Raw genomic sequence first — 14,507 nt, 5'->3', positions numbered from 1 at the left:
ATAAAATCGAATATAAAGAAACCGGAGAATTCCACGGATTTGGAATAACTCCGGTTTTTTCTATTCTATTGACTTGAGATACTCAATTCCTTCATCTGTAACCTTGGCACCGCCTCTACCACGACGTATCTCAATCCACTGTTTCTCTTCCAGCTTCTTCATGACCCTTCTTATCTCAGATTCGGGAAGATACACTGAAACCTTTTCAGCTTCTTTTTGAAGGCTCCTCCTTCCGATGGATTTGTTTATGCAGTTGAATCTGTAAATGGTTTCTAGAATGAATAGGAGAGTATCAGGCCTTTCAGGAAATACCAATCCCACAGTCTTTTTAGGTTCCGAGTCTTCAACGGATACAGTTCTAGAGTCTAAACCTCCAATCTTAAATGACTTTGGAAGATCATCCCTTGTAATTACATCCTTGTCGAGGCACTGGAAGTATTCGATGCAGTTTTCAAGCTCCCTGATATTTCCGTCCCAGGGATGACTCTTGAATGCCTCATACACATCATCAGCCAGTTGTGCAGCTATTTTCTTCTTCGACATGAAATGGTCTGCCAGGAGAGGGATGTCCTCGACCCTTTCGCGTAAGGGAGGAAGTTCCAGCTGCAGGGTGTTGAGCCTGTAATAGAGGTCTTTTCTTATGGCGCCCTCCTTCACCATCCTTTCCATGTTCATGTTGGTTGCTGCAATGACACGTACGTCAACGTCGATGATCTTGTGGCCCCCTACACGCATGACTTCCTTCTCCTGCAGAACACGCAGGAGTTTCACCTGAAGGGAAGGGCTCATATCCTCTATTTCGTCAAGGAAAAGGGTTCCCTTGTGGGCATACTCAAAAAGCCCAAGTTTTCCCGATTTCTTCGCACCTGTGAAGGCTCCTCCCTCATAGCCGAAGAGTTCGCTTTCCAGAAGGTTTTCGGGCATGGCGGCACAGTTTATGGCAATATATGGATGAACTGACCGTGATGAAGCATTATGGATGGCACTGGCGAGGAGCTCCTTGCCAGTGCCACTTTCACCAGTGATAAGTATGGCAGAAGATGTTTTTGCCATCTTCTTTGCCAGCTGGCAGGTGGCAGCCATCTTTTCACTGTTGCTCAGGATGTCTGAAAAATAGTATTTTGCCTGATGGCCCTTCTGTAGGATCTGTAGCCTTGCCTTCTGCTGCTTGTTCTCCATCTCCATGAACCTTTCTATAATTACGAAATGGCCTCTGAACTTCAGGTCTATCTCTATGGGATGTACCGTCACCATCATGTCAGTATTTTCATGATTAACTATTTTGTTTGTCATGTTAAGACGGTTGTTTCTTCCGTTTTCGAAATTGATGAAGGGAAGGATGGTCTTGTAATGTTTCTCTCTCTCCTTCTGGCTGTCTATATTGAGTATGTCACGAGCCTTTTTATTTATGCAGAATATCCTGTTGTATTCATCTATTCCCACCACTCCTGTATCCATGAGCTCCATGAGTTTGTTCAGCCATATTTCAAGCTGAGAAGTCTTTTGGTAGAGTATGGAAGAATTATAATCGTTGGACGGAAACTGCTCCGAGTAATCATTGTAATTTTTGCCTTCAAAGATATTCTCTATGTCCAGTTTAAGAGCCACTTCCAGTATGGTCCTGGGAGTCAGATATCTATAGCCTAGATCTATGACTTTTGTGACTGATTTAGGAACCAGGTGAGGTTCTCCCGGAGTTACGGCGAAGTCAATGTCCTCAAGAAGGTCCATGCCAGGGGCATAGGGATAGAAAGCGATATTGTGGATTCTGCGGTGGCGCAGGTTTATTATTGAATCCATGCATGAGTTTTCATTTTCATTGACCATGAGACACTTGGTGCCCTTCTTGATGTTTCTGAGATCCCGGATGGTATCTTCCTTGTAGTCGACCTTCAGATCGACTACGGGGACGCCGAAGGGGATTGAATATTGAAGGTCGCTACCGCTTGCTATGGCGAACCTGGATACGAGATAAAGGTCGATAAGGGACAGGTCTTTTTCCTGGGCATAGGAAGATGGAGTATGGACCACTACGTCAATGCTGTTAGCAGGAAAAAGCTCAAACAGTGTTTTTCTGTAAAATTCACCGGCGGAGTGGTTCATTGTAAGCATAAGAATGTGTTTAGTTTCCATGTAGTCCTCCTTTCAACCTGTACCTGGTGTTCTTCCCTTTTCCGATCTTTTCTATTGCAGATTTATCAAGAAGCTTCCTCAGCAGATTGACAGCAGTTGGCTGGGCGATGGAAAGTTCTTCTTCAACATCCTTTCGGCTTATTATCTTCCTTGAATGCAGTATTTCAAGTACCCTTTCTTCCCCCGTACTGTATTCCGCGCATGATTCATGGACTTCATTAAAAATCTGCATGTTGGGAAGGGTGATCTTGAAGGCATTATCTGTAATGTCTATCCGCGGTGATTCAAAGTGGTCTCTGTAGCTCTTGACTATCTTCATTATCCCCGTACCGTAGGCTTCCACCCATTTCAGGCGATAGAATACATTGGCCAGATTCTTGTTCCTGGAGATTGATACGCCTATCATGATGTCATTTTTCGTCAGTCCCTTGGCAAGTCCACCCAGTGTAAGGAATTCCATCCTGTCATCGAAGACACTTATGAGGGTGCTGCCGCTGAATGAATAGTCCCTGTGGATTATGGAATTGAGAAGGGATTCTCTTATGGCGACAACGGGGTAGTCCCGGGTATCCTTTCTGTGCAGGCCTTCGATTACCGAATGGGTACGGTTGTATCTGTCGAGGAAAATGAATACTTCATTCATCTGCTTCATCAGTGAACCTGAAAATTCATAGCGGTCCTTGAATATCTCCTTGTTGACTCCTTCGAAAACTGCAACCTTGATTGTATGATTACATTGCTCTGACAACAGATAGCCAAGATTTGTATACAGGCCGTTATCATCAACCAGATGAAGAGTTTTCATCTGGGCATCCTCTATAGCCAGACCCTTTTCCTGGAATTCCTTCTTTAGAGTATCGAAGTCAAGGTCCTGCTTAAGTGAGCGCAGGTCTTCATAGCTGTCGCCTGCCGTTTCCTTAATCATCTTAAGTATGGCCGATTCCGTTGCAGGAACGGTTGACGCCCCCTGTCTTAGATAGACTCCTTCCGGACGTATTCCCTTGCCGGCCAGATAATAGGGACATGATGTGCCCTTTTGAACTTCCAGCATTATTATATTCTTGCCGTCTATGGATTCTATGGTGCTCGATGTCAGGAGGGTGATGTCAGGCTTGATCGAATCCCGTATTGAGTTAGTAAGTTTAAGCAATTCCTCGTCTGGATTGTCAAGGCCTACGACTTCTCCGAAATCATCAATACCGATATATATCTTACCACCGCTGGTATTTGCAAAGGCAATGACTGTCCTGTTCAGATCATTTACATATTGTCTTTTGAATTCAATATTTTGACCTTCATTTATATTCATGATTAGCCCCTTTCAATATTCTAATACATTATAATATATTCTGATATCTTTCTAATATTATTATAATATATTTTGCTATTAGAATCAATGATCAGTAAATGTCATAGGTCCTTGAATACAGGCTGGAGACCTATTTTTCGTTGTTTAGGCCGTTTAAACTGTCGTTTAGGCCAGAGACCTTGAATAATATCCAAAAAGTGCTAGAATGTATGGCGGCTAAAACAATATTGACTAAGGGGTGTTCTAATGAAGAAAGTGATGGTTTTGGTAATCGTGGTGGTATTTGTTTTAGGTGTTGCAAGTATTGCAAATGAAAGACCACAGAAAAATACTGATATGGTTTTGAATGAGCCTGACGAGTTTGGAAATGTTATGACTATAGATAATGATGAGGTCAGGGTAGTTGAAAGCCCTACTGAAGATGGGATAATAACGGTTAAATATTATAAGAAGACTGGGGCATTCGAGATAATAGATGCTGATGGTGAATCTACAGTTATTGACAAGTCAGCTGGTGAAAAGCAGGTAACCGGTAAAAAAGAGCCGGGTCTTGATAAGGATTAATAAAAACCCATAGTAACATTCCCTCTTTTCCACATATACATATCGAAGAGACAATTTATATGTATATGGAGGAACGCGGGATGAAACTTGATATAAATGATAAGCAGGCACATGAAATGTCAGCTGACAGCCCTACCATAATGACAATGAAAAACGACGAGGACATAATTGGTATCATGGATTTTCCAGGCAGGGTTCACTGGTACAGGGTGAGGTTCGACTACGGAGGTAAGGCTAATTTCTACATCAAGCCACGTGATGATGGTACTAACATAGATCTTTCACTTTACAGGGGTGACCAAAAGACTCTCGTCGGATTTTCAGGAAACGGTCCTGGAAGCCATGAACTCATCACTATTTATAAAGCAGAAAAAGATGTAGAATATTTTCTGAAAGTGGAAAATAAAGGTGAATCTATAATTACCTGCACGAAGTATCTTGCACGATGCAGGATATATCCTTATGTTTTAAAGAATCTCAACATAATAAAATACCAGCAACAGGATATAAGATGGGGTTACAAATACTTGGACTGCAAGGGGTATACCATGAGAACAGATGGATGCTATATCACATGCGGGTCCATGGTACTTGGAGAGACACCTGAAAAACATTGTGAAAAGCTCAAAAACAGTGGCATAATCAACTGCCCCTATCCCATCAGAGACATTGCAGAAATGTACGAAAAGAAGTATGAAAACGAAGGTAAAAGAGACGGTGAAAACAGGTTCGATTTTCTCAAGTCCAGTATCTTTTACTACATATATGTACGGAACATTCCCGTCATAGTTAGACTACATGGATCCAGGGGAACCCACTTCGTAGTGGTAACCGGCTTTGACGGAAACATGTCTTCAAACAAAAAGGGCCTCAACCTTGAAGACATAAAAGCACACATGTTCAAGGTTAATGACCCGGGATATATGGACAATAAAACCCTTGCTGATTCTCTTGACAAGGGATATGAGAATCTTACCCATATTGAGGTTATGTACTAACAACAATTTAAAAACATGATAAAACTATATGGGTTTAATCATTTTATTCGAATTTGTCATAGAAGATGTCTTCTTCATCAAACCCCTTTTCCTTGAGTATCTTAACAACTGAGTCTATCATGGACGGATTGCCGCAGAGATAGGCTTCTTTGTTTTCTCCGTCTTTCACGTACTTTTCTATGAGGTTTGTCACCCTTCCAACTTCCCCCGTCCAGTTGCAGGTTTCAGTAGGTCTTGAGAGACAGGTTATGAGTTTGAAATTCTTCATGGTCTTTTCAAATTCTGCCAGTACGTCCATCATGTACATGTCAGGTCTGGTCCTAGCTCCGAAAAAGAAAGTCACCTTCCTGTCTATCTTGTTTTCATTCATGTACCGCAATATGCTCATTATTGGAGACATGCCGGTACCTATGGCGGCCAGTATCATTTCCTTGTCGCTGTTGATGTACTGGAAGTCGCCGAAGGGGCCTATGATGTTCAGCTTGTCCCCTTCCTTCAGGTACTTGTGGATATAGGTGGTGCATATTCCTTCGGGGATGTACCCTATGAAAAGTTCCACTGCATTCTTGGAACTTGGAGGTGTGGTTATGGAGTATGCCCTGTAGACCTCCTCATCGCTTTCCCTGTATATTGGGGTGAGTATCTGTATATACTGGCCAGGCTTGTAGTCAAGCTGTTCTCCCTCGGGAAGCTCCAGACGGATCCTTTTTATCTTGTCAGTCAGGTCTTCTATCTCAGTGACGGTACAGAGGTACTGCTTCACGTTGAAGAGCTCCTCCGGTATCTCTATTCTCATGTCTTCCTTCACCTTGCACTGGCATGAAAGACGGACTCCCTTTTCCATTTCCCCTTCCGAAACATAGCCCTTTTCCGTAGCCAGAAACTGGCCTCCCCCTTCAAGGACCTTCACCTTGCAGTAGCCGCAGCTTCCCTTTCCTCCGCAGGCGGATGGTATGAATATTTCATTTTCTATGAGGGTGGAAAGGAGGCTGTCTCCTCCTTCCACTATAAGTTCCTTGTCATCATTTATGATGATCTTCTTCTCTCCATAGTCTCCTATAGTCCTGTTTGCCAGGGACAGGAGGAAGGCAAGGATTCCGGTGATGGATGATATTGCAACTACCGTTGTCACTATGTTTTCCATGGTTTCCTCCTATTGTATCTGTACTATTCCTGAAAAGCCTATGAATGCAAGTGCCATGAGGCCTGTTATTATGAGAGTGATTCCAGGCCCTTCGAGGCCTTTTGGAAGCGGATTGTTCTTTATCTTTTCCCTTATTCCCGCCATTGCGACAATTGCAAGGAGCCATCCAAGTCCTGATCCCGTACCGAAGGCTACGGACTGTATAAGATTGTACTCCCTTATGATCATAAAGAGTGATACTCCAAGTATTGCACAGTTCACCGTTATGAGGGGCAGAAATATGCCAAGGGCGTAGTAGAGTGTCTGTAGATATCTTTCCACAACCATCTCCACAAGCTGGACGAAGGAAGCTATGACCACTATGAATACTATGTATCGCAGGTATTCAAGGTTAAGGGGTACCAGTATGCTGTGGTATACGTTGTAGTTTATCATTGTTGTGAAGGTCAGCACGAAGGTGACTGCTATTCCCAGGTTGAGCGATGTTTTTATGTCGCTGCTTATTGCTATGAATGAGCACATACCGAGGAAATTGGAAAGTATCATGTTGTTTGTGAATATTGCTGCAAAGAATATTGTGATTGGGCTTATTTCAGTCATGCCTTCACCTCCCCTTCTTCTTCGTCGAATATGTTCCTGGATATCCAGATGACTATTGCAAGCATGAAAAATGCTCCCGGAGCCATTACCATCAGTGTCCATGACACCCATGACGGTCCAAGGATGTTGATGCCGAAGAGGGTACCGAATCCAAGGAGTTCCCTGAAAAAGGCTATGATAAGAAGGACTATTGCATAGCCCGTTCCCGAAGCTACACCGTCTATGAAGGAATAGACAGGAGGGTTGTTCTGGGCGAAGCTTTCACACCTTCCCATAATTATGCAGTTTGTAATTATTAGACCCACATATGGGCCCAGGGCCTTGCTGATTTCCGGAAAGTAGGTCTTCAAAAAGATGTCCACTATGATTACGTATGAGGCTATTATGAGTGTCTGTACCATCATCCTGATATGCTTGGGAGTATATTTCCTCAGGATCGACACGGTAAGTTCTGAAAAAGCCGTGACGAATATGAGTCCAATGCCCATGATGAGGGAATTCAGCATGAGGTTTGTTACTGCAAGGGCGGAGCAAATCCCGAGAATCTGTCTGTACACGGCATTGTCCTTCCATATTCCGAGGGTAAGTATCTTCTTGGTTTTCTTGTTCATATGACATCCTCCCTTATCTTGAGAATTTCATCGATACTGTCGTTGAACATCTTAAGGACAGCTTTTGAGGTTATTGTGGCGCCTGATATGGCATCTACATTTCCTCCTGTGGAGGGCCTGAACACAAGATATCTTCCATTCTCATAGTCTTTGATAGGAATATCCCTGAATTGTTCTATGAACCATTCCTCCTCAATCCTTCCCCCGAGACCGGGAGTTTCTGAGTGGGAGATGAATTCCACTCCAAGTATTGCGGAGAATTCCGAATCAAGAGCGACTATTCCCTCTATCATTCCCCAGAGGCCTGCACCCTCCACCATGAAGGCGTACCCTGTGACTGAGTCGCCGGTTCCCGACTTATAATATTTCCATCCGTCGATTTCCTTCTCTGTTATGGTTTCATTGTATATCCTGATTATTTCATCTTCATTGTCTCCATGCTCCAGTCCAAGAGAATTGAGGACCTTCGTCTGAATCTTAAGCTTCTCCTGTCTTGCAATGGTTCTTATGGACAGTTCGTTGACTCCTGCAAGTATTAGCGTGAAGAAAACTGTTATGGACACCATGAAGACTACGGGGTAGAGTATTTTCTTCTTCCTAGGCACTCTTCTCACCCCTCTTCTTCAATGATTTAACAGTTACGTCAATGATGGGTACGAATACATTTGCTATGAGAATTGCAAACATGATGCCTCCTGCAAATAGTGCAAAGGCCCTTATTATTACAGTGACGGAACCTATGATTAGACCGTAGATTATCCTTCCCTCAAAGGTTTTTGGAGATGTCACAGGGTCCGTAGCCATGAAAACAGCACCGAAAAGCAGCCCTCCAGCAAGAAGACCCCAGAGAGGATTTGGCACCTGGTCTACTCCCAACATGAAGAGTGCAGTGCTCATTATGAGATAGCCTCCAAGGACTGAAAGTATTGTTTCCTTATGGGCAACCTTTTTGTATGCGAGATAAATTCCTGAAAGTATTATTAGAAATGCAGATGTCTCTCCAAGGGATCCTGAGACCTGTCCTATGAATAGGTTTGAGTATTCGGCCATGGCTCCGCTTTCCCTGAATATGAGCATGGGCGTTGATTGTGCAAGGACGTCTATGGGATCGGTGATGTATCTTGAAAATCCGGACATGAAGGGGACTGCCGGCTCCGACCACTGGGCCGTCATGTATTTTACGAATGATACATAGACAAAGGCTCTTGATGCAGCGGCAGGGTTGAAGACGTTCCGTCCGAAGCCTCCGAAGGTTTCACGGGCGAAGAGGATGCCGAAGATCATTCCGATGGCGGCTATCCACAAGGGTGTCCTTGGGGGCAGTGTAAGGGTGAAAAGGAATGCAGATACGAATACGGCCTTTGAGAGAGGCTTTTTTGTCTTTCTCTTGAATATCCACTCCGTCAATAGTCCTGTTGAACAGGTTACAAGCAGAAGAAGAAGAACTCTCCAGCCGTAGTTTCCTATGGAAAAGATAATGAGTGGTGTCAGGGAATAAAGCACCTTCACCATGGCTTTCTGGTTCATGAATTTAATTCCGGAAAATAGTTTCAAAGTCTTACCTCCCGTTATTATTATATGTTAATTCAATTTTACCATACTTATGGCAATCATTAAAATTGTATACAGTATTTCCCGGGAAATATATACCCATAACATGCAAAAAACAAAACTTGCTGCAAAATGAAATATTGCAGCAAGTCGAATAATCTATCAGTTGTTTTTACCTAAATGGATCAATATTCCTTAAGGCTCTTCTTGTCGATATTTTTCCATACAAAGCCCTTTTCATTGTTCACTTTTTCCACTAGAAGGACTGATTGATTTCTGAGGCGTACTGTCTTCACCTTTTCCGTAACGAAGACTTCCTCATTTTCTCCAAGGGCATATCCGTTTTTGTCCTGTATGGAATCTATCCTTTCATGTGAGAGGAGATCCTTCACCAGCATGTTGTCCTGGTTAACTGCTACCTTGAATTGTCCCTTGTATCTGCCGTCGTTTCCGCTCATTCTGAGACCAACGCCTGCAAGGGCGCCTATGATTCCTATTCCAAGGCCTCCGTGTTCCGACAGATGAATGTTCTTTTTTTGAGCAAGGCTGTAGGCATCTTCCTTTGTAAGGACCCTGCATTTTGCATCTCTGCCGAAGTTGATCAGTTCATCCCTGTCGGAGAAATTTTTTTCAACTATGCAAAGACCGGGGTCCGAGCCTTTGGCACAGTTGTCCTTGAGGTAGGAGGAACAGATGCATATGAGCTCCTTTTGATCCTTTTCGCATCCCTTAAGCTCAAAGCACATTGCACTGTTGTGTGATGTGTAGGCAATTGCATCGTTGAAGAAGAGCTGGTGTCTGGTTACGGGGGTTGGTGTGCCGAAGCCGAACTTGTTCAGCAGGTTGCCAAGGTTTTCAGCCACTTCACCTGTTCCTATGCTCGTAAGGTTGTCGGTATCGTCAATTGCAATATAATAATCCTTGTAGTTCATTTAATCCTCCAGATTCTTTGCTTTTCTCATGTCCACGCCCTTGAGGATGGCTTCCAGCTCCTCGTCGGTGAGATCATATTCGAAAAGTTCTTCATAAAATCTTCTTGTATAGGCTTTAAGGTCGATTCCTTCCGCATGTTCGGGATACAGCGTTTCAAGTGCCCAAAGCATGGCAAGGGGAGTTTCCAGTGATGTGGAGTGGCCCCATCTTGATATTCCCGTAGGCAACAGATAAACATCGTCGTTGAGGACTGCTTCAATGTTTTTCCACGCCACCTGTGTTTTTATGTATTCATGGGCTCCGGGGTCGTTTGCTATTATTACTTCAGGATTCCACTTCAGTATGTCTTCAAGGGTTGTATAGTATTTGTCCTCATCCTTTGTAAGGGAGTTGTCTGCCGCTACATTTACGAGCCCAGCCCTTTCAACCCATTCTGCTGTTATGGTGTTTGTGGCGGAGGTTCTTACCGCCTCGTTTATGGCATGATATACCTGCCGTTTTTCGCCTTCTGGTATGGCAGTTACCGTTTCATCCACAAGAGCCAGCACCTCGTCATAGAAGTCAATATATTCCTGTGCAGCTTCTTCCCTTCCTATGATCTTTCCGATGTCCTGTACAAGCTTCTTTTCCTCATCCATGGAGTTGAATTCAACAACATAGTAGGGAATGTTCATGTTTTCAATTTTTTCAAGCTCCCCCTTGTTCCAGTAGAGGGGGGCATCCAGAAGGATGATGTCGGGATTTGAGTTTAGCAGTTCCTCTATGTTCACTATTCCTCCAACCTTTGGAAGGTAGATGTCATTAATTGATGGCTCCATGTTGAGAATGAGCTTGTCCCTTTTGAGGCCGTTGCTGCATGATGTTATCTTGTCTCCCTCGTCAAGCATTATTATTATGTGGCCTGCAACGGTATAGAGGGCAGATATGCTGTCGATTTCCTCGGGTATGTATACAGTCCTTCCTGCAGAGTCAATTACTGTTTCAAGGTTGGGATTTACAGGTTCTTCCGGTGCTTCGGCCTGGGCCGGTTCGCTGGGGCCGCATGATGACAGCATAAGTGAAATCATGATTATGACTGCCAGTATCAGTCTTATTTTCTTATTCCTTTTCATTTTCTGTTCCTCCGATTGGCACTATGTGTTTTTTGTTGCCGTCGTATGTGAGTATTCTGGATTTCACTCCGTAGATATTATAGACATTGTCTTCTGTTAGTACAACACTTGGCAGTCCCTGGTATTTTATTTTCCTGTCTGCGAGCATGATGACCCTTGTGTCCAGGTTGTGGTTTTCGAAATAGAAGCTGTGGTTAGGGAAATGGGTTGACATTATTATCGTCTTGTTTTTGTTGAGGCAAAGGCTTTTCACCATTTCAAGGAACATTATTTCATTCTTGTAGTCAAGGGATGCCGTCGGTTCGTCCATTAGTATTATGTCCGACTCCTGGGCCAGGGACCTTGCCAGTACAACAAGCTGTCTTTCACCTCCGCTTAACTTGGTGAAGAGCTTGTCCCTGAATCCTTCCATGCCAACCATTTCAAGTGCTTCCATGGCTATATCGGTGTCTCTTCCATTCGGCGATGAGAATATGGAATGATAGGGAGTCCTTCCCATGAGAACTATTTCAAGTACCGTATAGGGGAATATGTGACCTTTCTCTTGGGGAACGTAGCTGAAGAGCTTTGCCCTTTCTCTTGCGGACATCTTGTCAAGTTCCCTTCCCCTGTGGGTCATGGATCCTCTTGTAATCCTGTTGACTCCCAGGATGCAGTTTATGAGGGTTGTCTTTCCGCAGCCGTTTGGACCGATTATGGAAAGAAGCTGTCCCTTTTTCACGGCGAAGCTTATGTTTTCCAGCACTTCCTTATCTTCATATGAAAAGCTTATATTGTCTATTATGAGCATTCTACCACCCGCTTCCCTTGGTTATTTTAAGTACATAGACATAGAAGGGTGCACCAAGAAGTGATGTCAGAATTCCCAGGGGAATCTCGCTTCCAGTAAGGGTTCTGCTCAGCAGGTCTATTATGACAAGATAGAAGCTTCCAAGGGCAAGGCTTACGGGTATGAGTTTTCTGTTGTCCGTACCCACCATCATTCTTCCCAGGTGGGGTATTACAAGTCCTACCCATCCTATGGTTCCTGCTATTGATACGGCCCCCGCAGTCGAAAGGCTTGCAAAGGTTACTACAAGACCCCTGTTGAGCCTGGTGTTTATGCCCAGGGTTCTAGCGTCCCTTTCGCCCATTGACAGAACGTTTATCCTCCATTTCATGAGAACAATTCCGGCTGTTCCAATGACTATTGGTATGAAAGATATGGCTATGTCCTTGAAGCTGCAGCTTGCAAGGCTTCCCATGAGCCAGAAGGTGATTGCAGGCAGTTCGTTGAAGGGGTCTGCAACAAACTTTCCAAGTGAAATCAGTGATGAAAACACAGATGAAACTATGACTCCTCCGAGGACCAGCATTATTGTTGGATTTGCCTTGTATATTCCTGCTATTAGCGTGCTGAAACCTACGGCTATCATACCGAAGATGAAGGCGAAGAGCACCGTGTAGACATTGACCTCGTTGAACAGTATTATGGCAAGTATGGCACCGAAACCTGCTCCCGAGCTTACACCAAGTATTCCCGCATCCACCAGGGGGTTTTTGAACATTCCCTGGAGGGATGCTCCGCTGACGGATAGTGCACCTCCCACTATGATTCCGCCGATTGCCCGAGGCAGCCTGATGTCCCATACCACAGATTGTTCTATTGGTGTTGACATGGTCGTTATTTCCGGTATTATTCCATTGAACAGGGTGGTTTCCCTCAAACCCGTCAATATCTTGTATGTTATTATGTCAGGCACTGTCGCTGCAGCTACGTTGTATCTTCCTATGAAAAGGGATAACGCCACGCTCAAAAAAGGCAGCAGTATCAGAATGAAATAAAATGGTTTTCTTTTTTTTATCATTTTGATTTTCTTTTTCTAATGAAGATGGTCACAATTACTACTATCAATAGCGCTATCATTGCTATTCCCGTCCCATTAAAGGTGGATAAAGATGATGTGGGGTTTGTGGACATTGTGGAGAATGTCACCATTACTTCCTCTCCAAGGGTATTGCCGTTTTTTGCAAGCATGTCCGGACTAATCCTTATTGTATAGGTCATGTCTTCCTTGAGTCCTTCAACTGGCTTGATTACTATGTCCCTTTTCTGGTCAGGGTGTATCTGGTCGTCTCCCATTACAATCTCTATAGGAACATCATAACCATCGGAGTCTTCCATTGTGAAGCACTTCAAATTGTTGTCCTTTACGGATACATTGACTACATTCTTAGAGAATACAAGCTTGATTTCCTGTTCCACAGGAATGTCGGCCGCTCCGTCTTCGGGGGTGGATACATCTAAAAATAGTGGCTTGTTTCCTTCGGTGCCTTCTGCAACTGTAAAGATTGACAGCAGCAGAGTCAGCGCCATTACAAGTACGAGTGTTTTTTTCATGTTGATTCCTCCTGTAGGTAAAATAAAAACCCGCTTCAATGTGATTGGCGGGTTTGATTAATCCTTTTCACACTGGAAGGCATGCCCGTTTCCAGACATACCCTGGCCTGAACGCCGTAGAAACCTTAGGCGCAAAGACTCGGATTCGTATTTGATTTTGTCCTTTAATTATACTTTACAAAGCGACTGATTTCAACAGTCTTATGACAGGACAGTAAAAAAACAAGTATTTGTAACTATTTCAAATTTGTAATAATGTAAAAGATCAGTTAAATCATCTTTAATTAATTGAACATATGCCTTGCAAGGTGTATAATAAACATGTATTACCTAAAAAACCAAAGGGGTGATAAAATGCCTGAAGAATTCAAACCAGGTTGTCAAAGACCTGAAGCCAAGACCGAGGAAAAGGTCGAGGCAGAAGAGAAGGTTGAAAAAATCGTTAAGGAGGAAGCAAGTATGGTCAAAGTAGGAAAACCGGCACCGGATTTCACCGCACCAGGATTTTTCGAAGGAAAGTTTGCAAACTTCAAGTTGTCAGAGTATTTGGGTCAATGGGTGGTTCTGTGCTTCTACCCGGGAGATTTCACATTTGTCTGAGCTACTGAAGTCTCAGCAGTTGCTGAAAAAAATGATGAATTCAAGAAACTCGGAGTACAGGTATTATCAATGAGCGTTGACAGTGTATTCGTACACAAGATGTGGAATGAACATGAACTTAGCAAGATGGTAAACAAGGATATTCCTTTCCCTATGCTTTCAGACGGAGGCGGAAAGATTGGAACTATGTACGGCATTTATGACGAAGCTGCTGGAGTTGAAACAAGGGGAAGATTCCTCATCGATCCGGACGGGATCATTCAGGCATTCGAGGTTTTGACACCTCCGGTAGGAAGGAACGTAAGCGAGACTTTAAGGCAGATACAGGCATTCCAGCTTGTAAGGGAATCCAAGGGATCCCAGGCCACTCCATCGGGATGGAAGCCGGGCAAGAAGGTATTGAACCCGGGACCGGACCTTGTAGGTAACGTATGGAAGGAATGGAAGGTCGAAGAGGCTTTTGAAGATTAAATAGAATGTATATCAGGGACGGCATTTCACCGATTGATTCGGATTGAGTCGTCCTTTTATTTATGTGATTCATTTCGTGAAGGCATGGATTGTGGTATAAT

Annotated in this window: 15 protein-coding genes and 1 riboswitch; of the genes, 3 read left to right on the top strand and 12 right to left on the bottom strand. The window is 43.7% G+C overall.

Translation table 11 applies throughout. The annotated features are described in order from the left end of the window. Window positions 1–60: 60 nt before the first annotated feature. Complete coding sequence (locus BUB05_RS18915) at window positions 61–2,133, bottom strand: sigma-54 interaction domain-containing protein (protein ID WP_073045494.1); 2,073 nt, start codon at window positions 2,131–2,133, stop codon at window positions 61–63. Further along, complete coding sequence (locus tag BUB05_RS00530; RefSeq protein WP_073045492.1) at window positions 2,123–3,442, bottom strand: RNA-binding domain-containing protein; 1,320 nt, start codon at window positions 3,440–3,442, stop codon at window positions 2,123–2,125. Before BUB05_RS00530 ends, BUB05_RS18915 begins: the two co-directional genes overlap by 11 nt. 246 nt (window positions 3,443–3,688) lie before the next feature. Between BUB05_RS00530 and BUB05_RS00525 the strand changes: the two genes are divergently transcribed. Together BUB05_RS00525 and BUB05_RS00520 are read left to right on the top strand one after the other, a co-directional pair. Beyond that, window positions 3,689–4,006: a hypothetical protein gene (locus BUB05_RS00525; protein ID WP_073045489.1), complete on the top strand. Its 318-nt coding sequence runs from the start codon at window positions 3,689–3,691 to the stop codon at window positions 4,004–4,006. An 80-nt stretch (window positions 4,007–4,086) separates the two neighbouring features. Beyond that, the gene (locus BUB05_RS00520; RefSeq protein WP_073045487.1) at window positions 4,087–5,004 is read left to right on the top strand and encodes a hypothetical protein; all 918 of its coding nucleotides are present in this window, start codon (window positions 4,087–4,089) and stop codon (window positions 5,002–5,004) included. Between the two features lie 43 nt (window positions 5,005–5,047). Here BUB05_RS00520 and BUB05_RS00515 read toward each other — a convergent pair whose 3' ends face one another. The 10 genes from BUB05_RS00515 to BUB05_RS00470 all read right to left on the bottom strand — a co-directional run bounded on the left by BUB05_RS00515 (window position 5,048) and on the right by BUB05_RS00470 (window position 13,335). Then, window positions 5,048–6,148 carry an NADH:ubiquinone reductase (Na(+)-transporting) subunit F gene (locus tag BUB05_RS00515; RefSeq protein WP_073045484.1) on the bottom strand — a complete coding sequence of 367 codons (1,101 nt, stop codon included), beginning with the start codon at window positions 6,146–6,148 and terminating at the stop codon, window positions 5,048–5,050. A gap of 9 nt (window positions 6,149–6,157) precedes the next feature. Next, the gene (locus BUB05_RS00510) at window positions 6,158–6,748 is read right to left on the bottom strand and encodes an NADH:ubiquinone reductase (Na(+)-transporting) subunit E (protein ID WP_073045481.1); all 591 of its coding nucleotides are present in this window, start codon (window positions 6,746–6,748) and stop codon (window positions 6,158–6,160) included. Further along, a complete protein-coding gene (locus BUB05_RS00505) occupies window positions 6,745–7,359 on the bottom strand; it encodes an NADH:ubiquinone reductase (Na(+)-transporting) subunit D (protein WP_073045478.1) in 615 nt (204 codons plus the stop codon). The genes BUB05_RS00510 and BUB05_RS00505 overlap by 4 nt, the downstream gene beginning before the upstream one ends. Further along, window positions 7,356–7,964, bottom strand: coding sequence for an RnfABCDGE type electron transport complex subunit G (locus BUB05_RS00500; protein ID WP_094762602.1), 609 nt, complete (start codon window positions 7,962–7,964; stop codon window positions 7,356–7,358). Before BUB05_RS00500 ends, BUB05_RS00505 begins: the two co-directional genes overlap by 4 nt. After that, the gene (locus tag BUB05_RS00495; protein ID WP_245819693.1) at window positions 7,957–8,913 is read right to left on the bottom strand and encodes an RnfABCDGE type electron transport complex subunit D; all 957 of its coding nucleotides are present in this window, start codon (window positions 8,911–8,913) and stop codon (window positions 7,957–7,959) included. Before BUB05_RS00495 ends, BUB05_RS00500 begins: the two co-directional genes overlap by 8 nt. A 182-nt stretch (window positions 8,914–9,095) precedes the next feature. Beyond that, window positions 9,096–9,842 carry a hypothetical protein gene (locus BUB05_RS00490; protein WP_073045474.1) on the bottom strand — a complete coding sequence of 249 codons (747 nt, stop codon included), beginning with the start codon at window positions 9,840–9,842 and terminating at the stop codon, window positions 9,096–9,098. Next, entirely contained in the window at window positions 9,843–10,955 is a 1,113-nt protein-coding gene (locus BUB05_RS00485; RefSeq protein ID WP_073045471.1) for an ABC transporter substrate-binding protein, read from the bottom strand. Continuing rightward, window positions 10,942–11,745: an ABC transporter ATP-binding protein gene (locus BUB05_RS00480; RefSeq protein ID WP_073045468.1), complete on the bottom strand. Its 804-nt coding sequence runs from the start codon at window positions 11,743–11,745 to the stop codon at window positions 10,942–10,944. The genes BUB05_RS00485 and BUB05_RS00480 overlap by 14 nt, the downstream gene beginning before the upstream one ends. Before the next feature lies 1 nt (window position 11,746). Beyond that, window positions 11,747–12,802 (bottom strand): FecCD family ABC transporter permease, encoded by a 1,056-nt coding sequence (locus tag BUB05_RS00475; protein WP_073045465.1) that lies wholly within the window; start codon window positions 12,800–12,802, stop codon window positions 11,747–11,749. Continuing rightward, on the bottom strand, window positions 12,799–13,335 hold the full coding sequence (locus BUB05_RS00470; RefSeq protein ID WP_073045462.1) for an Ig-like domain-containing domain: 537 nt from the start codon (window positions 13,333–13,335) through the stop codon (window positions 12,799–12,801). Before BUB05_RS00470 ends, BUB05_RS00475 begins: the two co-directional genes overlap by 4 nt. A 44-nt stretch (window positions 13,336–13,379) precedes the next feature. After that, window positions 13,380–13,492, bottom strand: a riboswitch (molybdenum cofactor riboswitch). 197 nt (window positions 13,493–13,689) lie between these two features. Here BUB05_RS00470 and prxU point away from each other — a divergent pair. Beyond that, on the top strand, window positions 13,690–14,406 hold the full coding sequence (gene prxU, locus BUB05_RS00465; protein ID WP_094762601.1) for a thioredoxin-dependent peroxiredoxin: 717 nt from the start codon (window positions 13,690–13,692) through the stop codon (window positions 14,404–14,406). The last annotated feature ends 101 nt before the right edge of the window (window positions 14,407–14,507 follow it).

The sequence above is a fragment of the Dethiosulfatibacter aminovorans DSM 17477 genome, assembly GCF_900142005.1.
GTDB classification, from domain to species: Bacteria; Bacillota; Clostridia; order Tissierellales; family Dethiosulfatibacteraceae; genus Dethiosulfatibacter; species Dethiosulfatibacter aminovorans.
Note: the sequence above shows the minus strand (reverse complement) of the source record. Positions and strands in the feature narration are given on the sequence as shown.

Bases quoted from the DNA above. Each gene is read 5' to 3' on its own strand.
- BUB05_RS18915 (WP_073045494.1), bottom strand. From the start codon at position 2,133: ATGGAAACTAAACACATTCTTATGCTTACAATGAACCACTCCGCCGGT.
- BUB05_RS00530 (WP_073045492.1), bottom strand. From the start codon at position 3,442: ATGAATATAAATGAAGGTCAAAATATTGAATTCAAAAGACAATATGTA.
- BUB05_RS00525 (WP_073045489.1), top strand. From the start codon at position 3,689: ATGAAGAAAGTGATGGTTTTGGTAATCGTGGTGGTATTTGTTTTAGGT.
- BUB05_RS00520 (WP_073045487.1), top strand. From the start codon at position 4,087: ATGAAACTTGATATAAATGATAAGCAGGCACATGAAATGTCAGCTGAC.
- BUB05_RS00515 (WP_073045484.1), bottom strand. From the start codon at position 6,148: ATGGAAAACATAGTGACAACGGTAGTTGCAATATCATCCATCACCGGA.
- BUB05_RS00510 (WP_073045481.1), bottom strand. From the start codon at position 6,748: ATGACTGAAATAAGCCCAATCACAATATTCTTTGCAGCAATATTCACA.
- BUB05_RS00505 (WP_073045478.1), bottom strand. From the start codon at position 7,359: ATGAACAAGAAAACCAAGAAGATACTTACCCTCGGAATATGGAAGGAC.
- BUB05_RS00490 (WP_073045474.1), bottom strand. From the start codon at position 9,842: ATGAACTACAAGGATTATTATATTGCAATTGACGATACCGACAACCTT.
- BUB05_RS00485 (WP_073045471.1), bottom strand. From the start codon at position 10,955: ATGAAAAGGAATAAGAAAATAAGACTGATACTGGCAGTCATAATCATG.
- BUB05_RS00480 (WP_073045468.1), bottom strand. From the start codon at position 11,745: ATGCTCATAATAGACAATATAAGCTTTTCATATGAAGATAAGGAAGTG.
- BUB05_RS00475 (WP_073045465.1), bottom strand. From the start codon at position 12,802: ATGATAAAAAAAAGAAAACCATTTTATTTCATTCTGATACTGCTGCCT.
- BUB05_RS00470 (WP_073045462.1), bottom strand. From the start codon at position 13,335: ATGAAAAAAACACTCGTACTTGTAATGGCGCTGACTCTGCTGCTGTCA.